Genomic DNA, 15,558 nt, shown 5'->3' on the forward strand with positions numbered 1-15,558 from the left:
TAGTCGGCGTGGCCGGGGCAGTCGACATGCGCATAGTGGCGCGCGTCGGTCTCGTATTCCACGTGCGCGGTCGAGATAGTGATGCCGCGGGCTTTCTCTTCCGGCGCGCCGTCAATCTGGTCATACGCCTTGAAGTCACCGAAATACTTGGTGATTGCTGCGGTCAGCGTCGTCTTGCCGTGGTCAACGTGCCCAATCGTGCCGATGTTGACGTGCGGTTTTGTACGCTCAAACTTTTCCTTTGCCATGATGGCCTCCTTAATTTGCGGGTGCCGGGCTGAAGCCCGGCCTACGGGTGTGCGGTAGGCCGGGCTTCAGCCCGGCCCACTGCTTTATGCGTATTTCGCCTGGATCTCGTCCGAGATGTTCTGCGGAACCGGATCGTAGTGGTCGAACTGCATGGTGAACTGGGCGCGGCCCGACGACATCGAACGCAGGGTGTTGATGTAGCCGAACATGTTCGCCAGCGGCACAAACGCATCGATCGCGATCGCGTTGCCGCGCGGTTCCTGACCCGATACCTGGCCCCGACGCGAGGTCAGGTCACCGATGATACCGCCGGTGTATTCTTCCGGGGTGATCACTTCGACCTTCATGATCGGTTCCAGCAGCTTCGCGCCAGCTTTGCGCATGCCCTCACGCATACACATACGGGCCGCGATTTCGAACGCCAGAACGCTCGAGTCAACGTCGTGGAACTTACCGTCCAGCAGGGCAACCTTGAAGTCGATCACCGGGAAGCCAGCCAGAGGGCCGCTGTCCATGACCGAGTTGATGCCTTTTTCAACACCGGGGATGTATTCCTTCGGAACGGCACCACCAACGATGCGGCTTTCGAACGAGTAACCTTCGCCTGCCTCGGTGGGCTGGATCTCCAGCTTGACTTCGGCGAACTGACCCGAACCACCCGACTGTTTCTTGTGGGTGTAGGTGTGTTCGACCGGCATCGAGATGGTTTCACGATAAGCCACCTGAGGCGCGCCGATGTTGGCCTCGACCTTGAACTCGCGCTTGAGACGGTCCACCAGGATGTCCAGGTGAAGTTCGCCCATGCCCTTCATGATGGTCTGACCCGATTCCAGGTCGGTTTCCACGCGGAAGGACGGGTCTTCGGCGGCCAGACGGGCCAGACCCTGAGACATCTTTTCCTGGTCGCCCTTGGTTTTGGGCTCGACCGCGATCTCGATCACCGGATCGGGGAAGGTCATGGTTTCCAGAACCACCGGATCCTTGGCATCGCAGAGGGTGTCACCGGTGGTGGTGTCTTTCAGACCCGCCAGCGCGATGATGTCGCCTGCAAACGCTTCTTCGATCTCTTCCCGGTTGTTGGAGTGCATCATCATCATACGACCGATGCGCTCTTTCTTGCCTTTGGTCGAGTTCAGGATCGAGTCGCCCTTGTTCATGGTGCCCGAGTAGATCCGGGTGAAGGTCAGCGAACCGACGAAGGGGTCGTTCATGATTTTGAACGCCAGACCCGAGAAGGCCATGCCGTCATCGGCACGACGTGCGATGTTACGAACTTCTTCCTCGTCGCCGGGTTTGAAGCCCATGTAATCGACAACGTCCAGCGGGCTGGGCAGATAGTCGATCACAGCGTTGAGCAGCGGCTGAACGCCTTTGTTCTTGAACGCAGAGCCACCCAGAACCGGAACGAAATGCAGCGCCAGCGTGCCTTTGCGCAGCAGTTTGCGCAGAGTCGGAACGTCGGGCTCTTCGCCTTCCAGATAGGCCATCATCGCGTCGTCGTCTTCTTCGACGGCCGCTTCGATCATCTTGCCGCGCCATTCGTCAGCCATGTCTTTCAGGCTGTCACGGATCGGAGCTTTGACCCAGCTTGCACCAAGGTCTTCACCCTGCCACAGCCACTCTTCCATGGTGACCAGATCAACCAGGCCTTCCAGCTCGGTTTCAGCACCGATCGGAATACCAACCGGAACAGCGCGTGCGCCGGTGCGGTCTTCGATCATGCGAACGCAGTTGAAGAAATCTGCGCCGATCTTGTCCATCTTGTTGACGAAAACCATGCGCGGAACCTTGTAGCGGTCAGCCTGACGCCACACGGTTTCGGTCTGGGGTTCAACACCGGCGTTTGCGTCGAGAACGCAGACGGCACCGTCGAGAACCGCCAGCGAGCGTTCAACTTCGATGGTGAAGTCAACGTGGCCGGGGGTGTCGATGATGTTCAGGCGGTGTTTAGGGGTATCGGCGGTCTGACCGTCTTCGGTGCGTTCCCAGAAAGTGGTGGTCGCAGCCGAAGTGATGGTGATGCCGCGTTCCTGCTCCTGCTCCATCCAGTCCATGGTGGCTGCACCATCGTGCACCTCACCGATGTTGTGGGATTTACCAGTGTAATACAGGATACGCTCCGAGCAGGTGGTCTTACCTGCGTCGATGTGCGCCATGATACCGAAGTTACGGTATAGTTCGAGCGGATATTCGCGTGCCATTTGGATAAGCCTCTGGGATTACCAACGGTAATGGCTGAAGGCTTTGTTCGCCTCGGCCATTTTGTGGGTGTCTTCGCGCTTCTTCACGGCGGTACCGCGGGACTGTACAGCGTCCAGCAGTTCACCGGCGAGGCGTTCTTCCATGGTGTTTTCGTTGCGGCCGCGCGCAGCGGTGATCAGCCAGCGGATGGCCAGTGCTTCGCGGCGCTCGGGGCGGACTTCGACCGGAACCTGATAGGTTGCACCACCAACCCGGCGCGAGCGAACCTCGACCGACGGTTTGATGTTGTCGAGTGCTTCGTGAAACACTTCGACGGGCGCGCGCTTGATCTTGTTCTCAACGCGGTCAAAGGCGTTGTAGACGATGCGCTCGGCGACCGACTTCTTGCCGTCGATCATCAGGTTGTTCATGAATTTGGTCAGAACCTTATCGCCAAACTTGGCGTCAGGCAGGACTTCGCGTTTTTCGGCGGCGTGACGACGTGACATATCAGCCTCTCCTTCTTACTTGGGACGCTTCGCGCCGTATTTCGAACGGCGTTGCTTACGGTCTTTGACGCCCTGAGTATCCAGAACACCGCGCAGGATGTGGTAACGCACACCGGGAAGGTCTTTCACACGGCCGCCACGGATCAGAACAACCGAGTGTTCCTGAAGGTTGTGGCTTTCACCGGGGATGTACGAGATGACCTCGAACCCGTTGGTCAGGCGCACCTTGGCAACCTTACGCATAGCCGAGTTCGGTTTCTTCGGTGTGGTGGTGTAAACACGTGTGCAGACGCCGCGTTTCTGCGGGCACTGCTCCAGGTGCATGGACTTCGAGCGTTTTACTTTGGGCTGCCGCGGTTTGCGGATCAGCTGTTGAATAGTTGGCATTCCGGTTTCTTCCCCGTTTTGCAACACACATGACATGCACGCGGGCTGCGTGCGGCTAACTTCGCTGCGCTTATGCGTCCACAAGCGCAAAACCCACGAGCGTTCCCATTCCGAGGTGAACGTCGCGGTTGTTTCTCAGAGGGCGCGAACTGCAAAATTGTCCGGGCCTTGACCAGCTCATTACTGGAATCGGCTATGGGGCGGCCCCCGGCACCGAGATGACGCGCGTAATAGGGGGAGTCGGCCCGAGTGTCAACAGCACGATACCGGTTGCCCGGCAATAGGCTGATCCGGGCCGTGCCGAAGTGGGTGCGCGGGCTTTACCGGGTTCATATAACCGCCCTGCACCGGAAGTACCAAGCCCGCAACAGGAGGCTGGGTTTCGCCTTCGGATAACCAGTGTTCAGAGCTTTGTCACGCAGGTTCACGCCGCTTCCCGACGCGCGCGTTCCCGGAACAGCGTAAACAGTCCGGCGGCCACAATCAGTGTCGCACCCAGCATGGTCAGACCGTCGGGCCATTCATCGAATACGGCCCAACCCAGCCCCAGGGCCCAGATCAGGCTGGAATAGCGAAACGGCGCGATGAACCCGACATCGCCCTGACGCATGACCATGACGCTGAACAGATAGCCCATCAGGACGAACACGGCCGCCGCCGCAACCAGAGAACCCGCAGCGCCGGAAACCGGAACCCATCCTTCGAACACCGATGCGATGGCCGCGGCCACCGTGATGGAAAGAGACGTCGCCAGTGTCACCACCATTGACGGAACCTGGGGCGACATGCGTCGCGTCACCAGATCGCGAACCGTGATCGAAGCCACTGCAATCAGCGCGTAGATGGAATACAGGCTGAAGCCGTCAGGTCCGGGCCTGACGATCAGAACCATGCCGCCAAAACCAATGGCAATCGCCAATATGCGCCGCCAGCCGACCTGTTCGGAAAAGACCAGTGCCGCGCCCAGCGTCACGGTCAGAGGCAGCGCCTGCAGAATGGCCGTCACATTGGCAAGCGGCATGTTCTTGAGCGCTGTCAGGAAAAAGAAGGTAGCCGACAGTTCGGCCAGACTGCGCAGCGCAACCAGCAACCGGTCGTGGTTTGAGAAATTGAGGTGCAGCGCCCCCAGATAGCGGGCAAGACCATAGACAAGGAAAACGGCCAGAACGCCCCGCATGGCCACCAGTTGGAACAATGGCAGATCCCGAAGCGCGACCTTGACCATAGTGTCGTTCAGGGTGAAGGCTGCCATGCTGCCCATCATCAGCAAGGCACCTTTGGTGTTTGGGTTCATGTCAGATTTGGCCCTGCGCAGAGTGATCGGGCCATTGGCCCAATCGGACGGCTGCCTGTCAACGCATCAAATCAGATCAGCGCAAGAATTGCGTTCCGACGCGTGCAGAGCGTGTCGAAACCACCCGCTGAGCCTGTTTCAAAGACCGGATACCCGACCGCCCCCGATCCCTTCCACAGCCACCCCGGCGCTGAGTGTGTGCGTTGCGATCAACCCGCCGGACATGTCCAGAACGCCAAGCTGGTTGCCGTTCTGAAGGGCGACATAAAGCTCGCGGCGTTTGGAATTGATGCCAAGGCCAAAGCGTTCGATCTGCACCGCTGCGCCGACCGAAGGATTGGTCGCCCGGATTGTCCTTAGGACCGTGCCGTTCAAATCCACCTCGGCGATCAGGCGATTGCGGATGAACAGCACATAAAGCGTGCCGGTCGTTTCATCAAAGGCCAGCCCACCAATCGGCCCCTGTGGCTGGCTGAGGGTGATGTTGCGCACAAATTGCCCGTCGCGGGTCAGTTCCGCGATCATCACCCCGTTCGGATGGTCGAGGAACAGATGCCCGTCGCTGCCCCGAATGGCCAGCCCGCATTCCTTTATAGGAAACTCGTCAGGTGTGATGCCACCGCATCCGGCCGGAACCCGCTGTGCCGCAAAGGTACGCAGGACACGGCCATTTCGGTCCAACTCCTGTAGTTGGGTGCCGGGAAGATTGCGCAGGAAGATCCGCCGTCGCGGCTCATCATAAGCCAGCCCGACGATCGAGCCGGATACCGGGATCAGGCGCGTCGTGCCGTTCGGGATCACGATCTCACGCGATGGCTGGCCCGGTGGCATCCCCACATAGGCATAATCCGTGCAGGCGGCCATCAGGCCCAGACCGAAAACCGAAAACACGCGCGACAGCTTTGTGACAGCTCTCATCATCCCCCCCGTTACCTGTTTGAATTCAAGGCAGATGGTAGCACAGTTTAGGCTAAATCAGAAAAACCCTGCTGTTATTGCGGGTCTCATACGACAAGCGCGATATTCCAGTGGTCTGGAACCGCCTTAAGCGTGGTGCGCGTTTCAGCCCTGCAAAAACGAAAGGCCCCGCGAAATCGCGGGGCCTTCCTTAACTTGTCAATCGGGCGATTACTCGCGGCTTTCGGGTGTTTCCACCAGAACATCCAGTTCATCCCCGACCAGATCGTCATCCATGATCGGCGCAGCCAGGGCAGCGGCCGCTTCGGCCTCTTCCCGGCGGGCTTCGATCACCACATTGTCGCGCGACTGCGCGATGTGGCGGACGGCCTGTGTGGCCCCACCGGTACCGGCGGGAATCAGGCGACCAACGATGACGTTCTCTTTCAGGCCAACCAGCTTGTCCTTTTTGCCCTGCACGGACGCTTCGGTCAGTACGCGGGTGGTTTCCTGGAACGACGCCGCCGAGATGAACGATCGCGTCTGCAACGAAGCTTTGGTGATCCCCAAGAGGATCGGCTCGCCCTGTGCCGGACGACCACCGCGGGCGATGGTCTTTTCGTTGGCTGCGTCGAACTCCTGCTTGTCGACATGTTCGCCTTTCAGCAGGGTGGTGTCGCCTGAATCCAGGATCTCCCACTTCTGCAGCATCTGGCGCACGATGACCTCGATGTGCTTGTCGTTGATTTTCACGCCTTGCAGACGATACACATCCTGCACTTCGTCGATCATGTAGTTCGCCAGCGCCTCGACACCCATGATGGACAGGATGTCATGCGGGGCCGGGTTACCGTCCATGATGTAGTCGCCCTTCTGTACGAAGTCGCCTTCGACAACAGGGATGTGCTTGCCCTTTGGTACCATGTATTCGATGGGTTCCAGAGACTCGTCAGCCGGTTCGATGCTGATGCGGCGCTTGTTCTTGTAGTCGCGGCCAAAGCGCACGTAACCATCGGCTTCTGCGATGATCGCGTGATCTTTCGGACGGCGGGCTTCGAACAGTTCGGCCACACGCGGCAGACCACCGGTGATGTCCTTGGTCTTGGCACCTTCACGCGGAATACGCGCAACAACGTCACCGGCTTCGATCTTCTGGCCATCTTCGACCGACAGGATCGCATCCACCGACATCGGATAGTGAACCGGGTTGCCCGCATCGTTGCGGACCGGTTCGCCATCGTCACCGACCAGAATGATCTCGGGCTTGAGGTCGCTGCCACGGGGGGCGGCGCGCCAGTCGATCACGATCTTCTGGGTCATGCCGGTTGCTTCGTCGGTCTCGTCACGGACGGCAAGGCCCGAAACCAGATCGACGTATTTGGTGGTACCGGCTTTCTCGGCGATGATCGGCAGGGTGTAGGGATCCCATTCGAACAGCTTGTCGCCGCGGGCCACCTTGGTGCCTTCCTTGACGAACAGCTTGGAGCCATAGCCCAGCTTGTGGCTGGCGCGCTCTTCGCCGTGATCGTCCTTGATCACCAGCTTCATGTTGCGGCCCATGACGAGGCTTTCGCCTGCGGCATTGACTAGGATCTGCGGGTTCTCGAAGGATACGACACCAGCCTGGCTGGCTTCCTGGAACGACTGCTGACCACCTTGCGCAACACCACCGATGTGGAAGGTCCGCATCGTCAGCTGTGTACCGGGTTCACCGATGGACTGGGCGGCGATGATGCCGACAGCTTCACCTGTGTTCACCATGGTACCACGAGCAAGGTCACGGCCGTAGCAGGTGGCACAGACGCCTTCCTCGGACTCGCAGGTCAGGGGCGAGCGGATGCGGGTCGACTGAACGCCCGCTTCGTCGATGGTGTCTGCCATCCGTTCGTCGATCAGCTGACCTGCGGCCACGATCACCTCGTCCGTGCCCGGACGCAGGATGTCATCGGCGGCCACACGGCCCAGAATACGCTCGGCCAGCGAGGCGACAACCTCACCATCGTTCACCGCAGCTTCGGCCGTGATCGCGCGTTCGGTGCCGCAGTCGATCTCGCGAACGATGCAGTCCTGCGCCACGTCCACCAGACGACGGGTCAGGTAACCCGAGTTCGCGGTTTTCAGAGCGGTATCCGACAGACCCTTACGGGCACCGTGGGTCGAGTTGAAGTATTCAAGAACGGTCAGACCTTCCTTGAAGTTCGAGATGATCGGTGTCTCGATGATGTCACCGTTCGGCTTGGCCATCAGGCCGCGCATACCGCCCAGCTGTTTCATCTGAGTGACCGAGCCCCGCGCACCGGAGTGGGCCATCATGTAGACCGAGTTCGGTTCCTGCTCGGCGCCATTCTCGTCACGCGCGGAAGCCGAGATGGTGTTCATCATCGCCTCGGTGACGCGGTCGTTACACTTCGACCAGGCATCGACAACCTTGTTGTACTTTTCGCCCTGAGTGATCAGGCCGTCCATGTACTGCTGTTCAAAGTCTTTCACCTGGTCGCGAGTGTCATCGACGATGCCCCACTTGTCGTTCGGGATGACCATGTCGTCCTTGCCGAACGAGATACCGGCCCTGAAGGCCTCCTTGAAGCCCATCGACATGATCTGGTCACAGAAAATAACCGACTCTTTCTGACCGCAGTAGCGGTAGACAGTGTCGATCACCTGCTGCACTTCTTTCTTCCGCAGCAGGCGGTTGACCAGATCGAACGGCGCCTTGTTGTTCATCGGCAGCAACGCACCCAGACGCAGACGGCCCGGAGTGGTCTCAAAGCGCTTCTGAACTTCGTTGCCTTCTTCGTCGATCTGCGTGATCCGCGCGGTGATTTTCGAGTGCAGATGCACCTCACCCGCGTCCAGCGCGTGCTGAACTTCTTCGATCGAGCCAAAGACCTTACCTTCGCCCGGCATGCCTTCACGTTCCAGGGTCACGTAGTAGAGACCCAAGATCATATCCTGCGACGGAACGATGATCGGCGCGCCGTTTGCAGGCGACAGAACGTTGTTTGTCGACATCATCAGAACGCGGGCTTCCAGCTGTGCCTCAAGGCTCAGCGGCACGTGAACGGCCATCTGGTCGCCGTCAAAGTCGGCGTTGAAGGCCGAACAGACCAGCGGGTGCAGCTGGATCGCCTTGCCTTCGATCAGGACCGGTTCGAACGCCTGAATGCCAAGACGGTGCAGCGTCGGCGCACGGTTCAGCATGACAGGGTGTTCGCGGATCACTTCGTCGAGGATATCCCACACTTCGGGACGTTCTTTCTCGACCAGTTTCTTCGCCTGTTTCACGGTCGAAGACAGACCTTTGGCTTCAAGGCGCGAGTAGATGAACGGCTTGAACAGTTCCAGCGCCATCTTCTTGGGCAGACCACACTGGTGCAGCTTGAGTTCCGGACCGGTCACGATGACCGAACGGCCCGAGAAGTCGACGCGTTTCCCCAGAAGGTTCTGACGGAAGCGACCCTGCTTACCCTTCAGCATGTCCGACAGCGATTTCAGCGGACGCTTGTTGGCGCCGGTGATCACGCGGCCACGACGGCCGTTGTCAAACAGAGCGTCCACGGATTCCTGCAGCATCCGCTTTTCGTTGCGGACGATGATGTCGGGCGCACGCAGTTCGATCAGACGCTTCAGACGGTTGTTCCGGTTGATGACGCGGCGATACAGATCGTTCAGATCCGAGGTCGCGAAACGGCCACCATCCAGCGGAACCAGCGGGCGCAGTTCCGGCGGGATGACCGGGATCACGGTCATGACCATCCATTCGGGACGGTTGCCCGACTCGAGGAAGGATTCAACAACCTTCAGACGCTTGATGATCTTCTTGGGCTTCAACTCGCCAGTTGCTTCGGCCAGATCAGCGCGCAGCTGCTCGGCTTCGGCTTCCAGATCGATCTGGGCCAGCATCTCACGGATGGCTTCGGCACCGATATTGGCGGTGAACGCGTCCATGCCATAGGCATCCTGCGCATCCATGTACTCTTCTTCGGTCAGCATCTGGCCGTAGGTCAGGTCAGTTAGACCGGGCTCAATGACAACATAGTTTTCAAAGTACAGAACGCGTTCCAGATCGCGCAGCGTCATGTCCAGCATCAGACCGATGCGGGACGGCAGCGATTTCAGGAACCAGATATGTGCGACGGGCGCGGCCAGTTCGATATGGCCCATGCGCTCGCGGCGGACTTTCTGCAGGGTGACTTCCACGCCGCATTTCTCGCAGACAACGCCGCGATACTTCATCCGCTTATATTTGCCGCACAGACATTCATAATCTTTGATCGGGCCAAAGATACGCGCGCAGAACAGGCCGTCACGTTCAGGCTTGAACGTCCGGTAGTTGATGGTTTCGGGTTTCTTGATCTCGCCATAGGACCAAGACAGAATCCGCTCGGGCGACGCCAACGAGACCTTGATCTCGTCAAACACCTTCGGGGGCGTCAGCGGGTTGAACGGGTTGTTGGTGATTTCCTGGTTCATCTCTTTACCTCAGAGTTAGAGGGTGCGGGGGTCACGCAGTGCCGGGCTGAAGCCCGGCCTACGCCGGATCAGATGGTAGGCCGGGCTTTAGCCCGGCATCCCTTCGTCACTCATCGACCTCCGCATCCAGGAGTTCCATATTCAGACCGAGGCCGCGGACTTCTTTCACCAGAACGTTGAACGATTCCGGTACGCCCGCTTCAAAGTTATCCTCGCCCTTGACGATCGACTCATAGACCTTGGTCCGGCCGGCGACGTCATCCGATTTCACAGTGAGCATCTCCTGCAGGGTATAGGCGGCGCCGTAAGCTTCCAGAGCCCAGACTTCCATCTCACCAAAGCGCTGACCACCGAACTGCGCCTTACCGCCCAGCGGCTGCTGGGTGACCAGGCTGTAGGGCCCGGTCGAACGCGCGTGGATCTTGTCGTCCACAAGGTGGTGCAGTTTCAGCAGGTACTTGATGCCCACGGTCACCGGACGTGCGAATTGCTCACCCGTACGACCGTCGAACAGAACCGACTGACCGCTTTCCGAGAAGCCCGCACGCACCAGCGCATCGTTGACGTCAGCCTCTTTGGCACCGTCAAAGACCGGGGTTGCAATCGGAACACCGCGGGTCACGTTGCCCGCTGCTTCGACCAGCGTTTCCTCGTCCATGCCGGTGATGCCTTCTTCGTAGACATCTTCGCCATAGGCCAGCTTCATCGCCTCGCGCACCGGGGTCAGGTCGCCGGAACGGCGGTACTCACCCAGAGCTTCATCGATGTTCAGACCCAGACCGCGTGCGGCCCAACCCATGTGGGTTTCAAGGATCTGACCAACGTTCATACGCGAAGGCACACCCAACGGGTTCAGACAGAAGTCAACCGGGGTCCCATCGGCCAGGAACGGCATGTCTTCCATCGGAACAACCTTGGAGATCACACCTTTGTTGCCGTGACGACCGGCCATCTTGTCGCCCGGCTGCAACTTGCGCTTCACTGCGATGAAGACTTTGACCATCTTCATCACACCCGGCGGCAGGTCGTCGCCACGGCGGACTTTCTCGACCTTGTCTTCAAAACGGGCGTCCAGAGCACGCTTTTGCACTTCGTACTGTTCGTTCAGGGCCTCGACGATCTGTGCGTCCTGCTCGTCTTCCAGTGCCAGCTGCCACCATTGACCACGGGTCAGGGTGTCCAGCAGATCCTCGGTGATCACCGACCCTGCCTTGACACCTTTCGGGCCTTTGACAGCGGTTTTACCCAGGATCAGACCTTGCAGACGCGCATAGATGTTGCGGTCAAGGATCGCCAGCTCGTCGTCCCGGTCACGGGCCAGACGTTCGACTTCCTCACGCTCGATCTGCAGCGCACGCTCGTCTTTCTCGACGCCGTGACGGTTGAAGACGCGGACCTCGACGACCGTACCGTAATCACCCGGCTTCACGCGCAACGAGGTGTCGCGCACGTCAGATGCTTTTTCACCAAAGATGGCGCGCAGCAGCTTTTCTTCCGGGGTCATCGGGCTTTCGCCCTTCGGAGTGATCTTGCCGACCAGAATATCGCCCGGCTCCACATCCGCGCCGATGTAAACGATGCCCGCTTCGTCGAGGTTGCGCAGCGCTTCTTCACCGACGTTCGGGATGTCGCGGGTGATCTCTTCCGGGCCCAGCTTGGTGTCACGGGCGGCGACTTCGAATTCCTCGATATGGACCGAGGTAAAGACGTCATCACGCGCGATACGTTCCGAGATCAGGATCGAGTCTTCGTAGTTGTAACCGTTCCACGGCATGAACGCGACGACCACGTTCTTACCAAGGGCCAGTTCACCCATATCGGTCGACGGACCGTCGGCAATGACCTCGCCCTTCTGGACGGTGTCACCCACCTTGATCAGCGGACGCTGGTTGATGCAGGTGTTCTGGTTCGACCGCTGGAATTTGCGCAGACGATAGATGTCAACGCCGGCGTCGCCCAGTTCCAGATCTTCGGTGGCGCGGATAACGATACGCTGGGCATCGACCTGGTCGATGATACCGGCGCGTTTCGCCTGAATCGCAGCGCCCGAGTCGATCGCAACCTTTTCCTCGATGCCCGTCCCGACCAGCGGTGCCTCGGCCCGCAGCAGCGGAACCGCCTGACGTTGCATGTTCGAGCCCATCAGAGCGCGGTTGGCGTCGTCATTTTCAAGGAACGGGATCAGCGATGCCGCGACCGAAACCAGCTGTTTTGGCGACACGTCGATCAGGTCCACATTCTCGCGCGGGGCAAGCGTGTAGTCACCGGCCTGACGGGTCGAAACCAGATCGTTGATGAACTTGCCGTTCTTATCCAGCGTCGCGTTCGCCTGCGCCACGGTGTGACGCATTTCCTCGGTCGCGGACATGTAGTGAACCTCATCGGTCACCTCGGCGTCCTTGACGACGCGGTAAGGTGTTTCGATGAAGCCATACTTGTTCACGCGGGCGAAAGTGGCCAGCGAGTTGATCAGACCAATGTTCGGGCCTTCCGGCGTTTCAATCGGGCACATCCGGCCATAGTGGGTCGGGTGCACGTCGCGTACCTCAAAGCCTGCACGCTCACGCGTCAGACCACCGGGGCCAAGCGCCGAGAGACGGCGTTTGTGGGTGACTTCCGACAGCGGGTTGGTCTGGTCCATGAACTGCGACAGCTGCGACGAGCCGAAGAATTCGCGCACAGCAGCAGCAGCGGGTTTCGCGTTGATCAGGTCCTGCGGCATGACAGTGTCGATCTCGACCGACGACATACGCTCTTTGATCGCGCGCTCCATACGCAGCAGACCGACGCGGTACTGGTTTTCCATCAGTTCGCCGACCGAACGCACACGACGGTTGCCGAGGTGGTCGATATCGTCCACGTCGCCTTTGCCGTCGCGCAGTTCAACCAGAGCCTTGACGCAGGCCACGATGTCTTCGCGGCGCAGGGTGCGCAGGGTATCCGGCGCGTCCAGAGCCAGGCGCATGTTCATCTTCACGCGACCAACGGCGGACAGGTCATACCGCTCACTGTCGAAGAACAAGGTGTCGAACAGGGCCGACGCCGCCTCGACGGTGGGCGGTTCACCCGGACGCATGACGCGGTAGATATCCATGAGCGCGCTTTCGCGGTTCATGTTCTTGTCCTGCGCCATGGTGTTGCGCATGTAGGGACCGACATTGACGTTGTCGATGTCGAGAACCGGAATATCGGTGATGCCCGCGTCGATCAGTTCCTTCGCGGTACCGCCGATCAGGTCGCCATCCTTGTCGTATTCCAGCGTCAGTTCGTCACCGGCTTCGACATAGATCGCGCCGTTTTCTTCGTTGATGATGTCCTTGGCGACAAACTTGCCAACGATGTGATCGAACGGAACCAGCAGTTCTGTGACGGTGCCCTCGTCGATCAGCTTCTTGACCGCGCGCGGAGTGACTTTCTTGCCTGCCTCGGCAATTACCTCACCTGATTTCGCGTCGATCAGGTCATAGGTCGGACGGGTGCCGCGAACACGCTCGGGGAAGAACGGCGTGACCCAGCCCTTCTTCTTGTCCAGCTTGTAGGACACGGTTTTGTAATACGCGTCCATGATCGCTTCCTGATCCAGACCCAGCGCATATAGCAGGGTTGTCACAGGCAGTTTACGGCGGCGGTCGATACGGGCGAACACGATATCCTTGGCATCAAACTCGAAGTCCAGCCAGCTGCCGCGATACGGGATGATGCGGCAGGCAAACAGCAGCTTGCCCGAGGAATGGGTTTTACCCTTGTCGTGGTCAAAGAACACACCGGGCGAGCGGTGCATCTGGGAAACGATCACGCGCTCGGTGCCGTTGACGACAAAGGTGCCGTTCGGGGTCATCAGGGGCATGTCGCCCATGAAGACATCCTGTTCCTTGATGTCTTTTACCGATTTCGCGCCAGTGTCCTCATCGACATCGAACACGATCAGGCGCAGGGTAACCTTCAGCGGTGCGCTGTAGGTCATGTCGCGCTGCATGCACTCTTCGACGTCGTATTTGGGTTTTTCCAGATCGTATTTCACGAACTCCAAAACAGAGGTTTCGTTGAAATCCTTGATCGGGAAAACCGACTGGAACACGCCTTTGATGCCTTCGCCGTCTGTGGGCTGATCTGCATCGCCGGAGCGCAGGAAAAGATCATAAGAAGATTTCTGTACCTCAATGAGGTTCGGCATCTCCAGCACTTCGCGGATTTTGCCGTAATATTTACGAAGACGTTTCTGGCCAAGGAACGTTTGAGCCATGTCAGATGTCACCTTTCGATGTTCTCAGCGGGCAAAGACACCGTCGGGCCCCGGCATCTTGCACAATCGAGACAACACGTCCGGATCAATTCGTGGCCACCGTCCCGAAGGCGGCCTCCCGATCCGAAAACCGTGTCTTAGAAAACGCCCCAGTCCGTGAGGCCCTTTCTAAGACAGGTTCGGCTGGACCCGGATTTCTCCGGATCCAGCCAAAATTTTCGGCGCATCAGCGATGCGCCTGAGACCAGGCTTAGGCCAGCTCGACTTCGGCGCCAGCTGCTTCCAGCTTGGCTTTGACGTCTTCGGCTTCGTCTTTCGACACGCCTTCTTTGATCTTGCCGCCAGCTTCGACCAGTTCCTTGGCTTCTTTCAGGCCCAGACCGGTGATGCCGCGAACTTCTTTGATCACGTTGATTTTCGAAGCGCCGGCGTTCTTCAGAACGACGTCGAATTCGGTTTTTTCTTCCTCAGCTGCGCCACCGGCGTCGCCACCAGCTGCTGCGACCATTACGGCGCCACCAGCTGCGGGCTCGATGCCGTATTCGTCTTTGAGGATGGTTTTCAGTTCTTGTGCTTCCAGCAGGGTCAGACCCACGATGCTTTCTGCGAGTGCTTTCAGATCAGCCATTTTATCAGCTCTTTCCGTTTACAATGTGTGTTCCAACGTCAGGGTAGGTACCCTACGCAGATCATTCAGTGCCAACCGCTTACGCAGCTTCCGCCTTCTCTTCGATGGTGGAAAGGATGCTTGCGATATTGCTTGCAGGTGCGCCAATCGCGCCGGCGATGTTCGAAGCAGGTGCGCCAATGCAGCCCACGATCGAAGCAATAAGCTCCTCGCGAGACGGCATTTTCGAAACGGCTTCAACGCCTTTGCGGTCCAGAGCGTTCTCGCCCATTGCACCGCCGAGGATTTCAAATTTCTTGTTATCCTTGGCGAAGTCCTCGGCCACCTTGGCTGCTGCCACGGGGTCCTCGGAATAGGTCAGAACGGTCATCCCTGTCAGCAGGTCGGCCATGCTTGCACACGGCTTACCCTCGAGGGCGATTTTGGCGAGCCTGTTCTTGGCAACACGCACGGAGCCACCCGCGTCACGGGCACGTGCGCGAAGGTCCTGCATCTCGGCAACTGTCAGACCGGCGTAGTGGGCAACCACTACGACGCCAGAGCTTTCGAAGATTTGGCCGAGTTCCTCGACCACTTTCTCTTTCTGGGCTCTATCCACAGTTCTCTCCAAGTTAGGGGTGAGATCTCACCCCGGCTCATATTTGCCGCGGCTTGCGCCCCGGCGTTCAGGTCCGTTGTTACGGGATTGGCCAAAACT

The 15,558-nt window shown here is 59.0% G+C and carries 10 protein-coding genes; all 10 read right to left on the reverse strand.

Annotated features, from left to right (window positions below):
• On the reverse strand, window positions 1–248 hold a 248-nt coding region (locus I9188_RS18425), incomplete at its 3' end, for a GTP-binding protein (protein WP_245223756.1).
• 84 nt (window positions 249–332) lie between these two features.
• A complete protein-coding gene (gene fusA / locus I9188_RS18430) occupies window positions 333–2,450 on the reverse strand; it encodes an elongation factor G (RefSeq protein WP_209507797.1) in 2,118 nt (705 codons plus the stop codon).
• Window positions 2,451–2,468: 18 nt separating this feature from the next.
• A complete protein-coding gene (gene rpsG / locus I9188_RS18435) occupies window positions 2,469–2,939 on the reverse strand; it encodes a 30S ribosomal protein S7 (RefSeq protein ID WP_039529242.1) in 471 nt (156 codons plus the stop codon).
• 15 nt (window positions 2,940–2,954) lie between these two features.
• Complete coding sequence (gene rpsL / locus I9188_RS18440; RefSeq protein WP_005621086.1) at window positions 2,955–3,326, reverse strand: 30S ribosomal protein S12; 372 nt, start codon at window positions 3,324–3,326, stop codon at window positions 2,955–2,957.
• Between the two features lie 424 nt (window positions 3,327–3,750).
• A complete protein-coding gene (locus I9188_RS18445) occupies window positions 3,751–4,620 on the reverse strand; it encodes a DMT family transporter (RefSeq protein ID WP_209507795.1) in 870 nt (289 codons plus the stop codon).
• A gap of 138 nt (window positions 4,621–4,758) precedes the next feature.
• On the reverse strand, window positions 4,759–5,538 hold the full coding sequence (locus I9188_RS18450) for a hypothetical protein (protein WP_209507793.1): 780 nt from the start codon (window positions 5,536–5,538) through the stop codon (window positions 4,759–4,761).
• 210 nt (window positions 5,539–5,748) lie between these two features.
• The gene (gene rpoC, locus I9188_RS18455) at window positions 5,749–9,990 is read right to left on the reverse strand and encodes a DNA-directed RNA polymerase subunit beta' (RefSeq protein ID WP_209507791.1); all 4,242 of its coding nucleotides are present in this window, start codon (window positions 9,988–9,990) and stop codon (window positions 5,749–5,751) included.
• A 106-nt stretch (window positions 9,991–10,096) separates the two neighbouring features.
• A complete protein-coding gene (gene rpoB / locus I9188_RS18460; RefSeq protein WP_209507789.1) occupies window positions 10,097–14,233 on the reverse strand; it encodes a DNA-directed RNA polymerase subunit beta in 4,137 nt (1,378 codons plus the stop codon).
• Between the two features lie 250 nt (window positions 14,234–14,483).
• Window positions 14,484–14,861 carry a 50S ribosomal protein L7/L12 gene (rplL, locus tag I9188_RS18465; protein WP_209507787.1) on the reverse strand — a complete coding sequence of 126 codons (378 nt, stop codon included), beginning with the start codon at window positions 14,859–14,861 and terminating at the stop codon, window positions 14,484–14,486.
• A gap of 79 nt (window positions 14,862–14,940) precedes the next feature.
• The gene (gene rplJ / locus I9188_RS18470; RefSeq protein WP_209507785.1) at window positions 14,941–15,459 is read right to left on the reverse strand and encodes a 50S ribosomal protein L10; all 519 of its coding nucleotides are present in this window, start codon (window positions 15,457–15,459) and stop codon (window positions 14,941–14,943) included.
• Window positions 15,460–15,558 lie beyond the last annotated feature (99 nt).

This window comes from Ruegeria sp. HKCCSA071 (genome assembly GCF_017872555.1).
Taxonomy (GTDB): Bacteria; Pseudomonadota; Alphaproteobacteria; order Rhodobacterales; family Rhodobacteraceae; genus Ruegeria.

Coding starts and splice junctions, on each gene's coding strand:
- fusA (WP_209507797.1), bottom strand. CDS start 2,450: ATGGCACGCGAATATCCGCTCGAACTATACCGTAACTTCGGTATCATG.
- rpsG (WP_039529242.1), bottom strand. CDS start 2,939: ATGTCACGTCGTCACGCCGCCGAAAAACGCGAAGTCCTGCCTGACGCC.
- rpsL (WP_005621086.1), bottom strand. CDS start 3,326: ATGCCAACTATTCAACAGCTGATCCGCAAACCGCGGCAGCCCAAAGTA.
- I9188_RS18445 (WP_209507795.1), bottom strand. CDS start 4,620: ATGAACCCAAACACCAAAGGTGCCTTGCTGATGATGGGCAGCATGGCA.
- I9188_RS18450 (WP_209507793.1), bottom strand. CDS start 5,538: ATGAGAGCTGTCACAAAGCTGTCGCGCGTGTTTTCGGTTTTCGGTCTG.
- rpoC (WP_209507791.1), bottom strand. CDS start 9,990: ATGAACCAGGAAATCACCAACAACCCGTTCAACCCGCTGACGCCCCCG.
- rpoB (WP_209507789.1), bottom strand. CDS start 14,233: ATGGCTCAAACGTTCCTTGGCCAGAAACGTCTTCGTAAATATTACGGC.
- rplL (WP_209507787.1), bottom strand. CDS start 14,861: ATGGCTGATCTGAAAGCACTCGCAGAAAGCATCGTGGGTCTGACCCTG.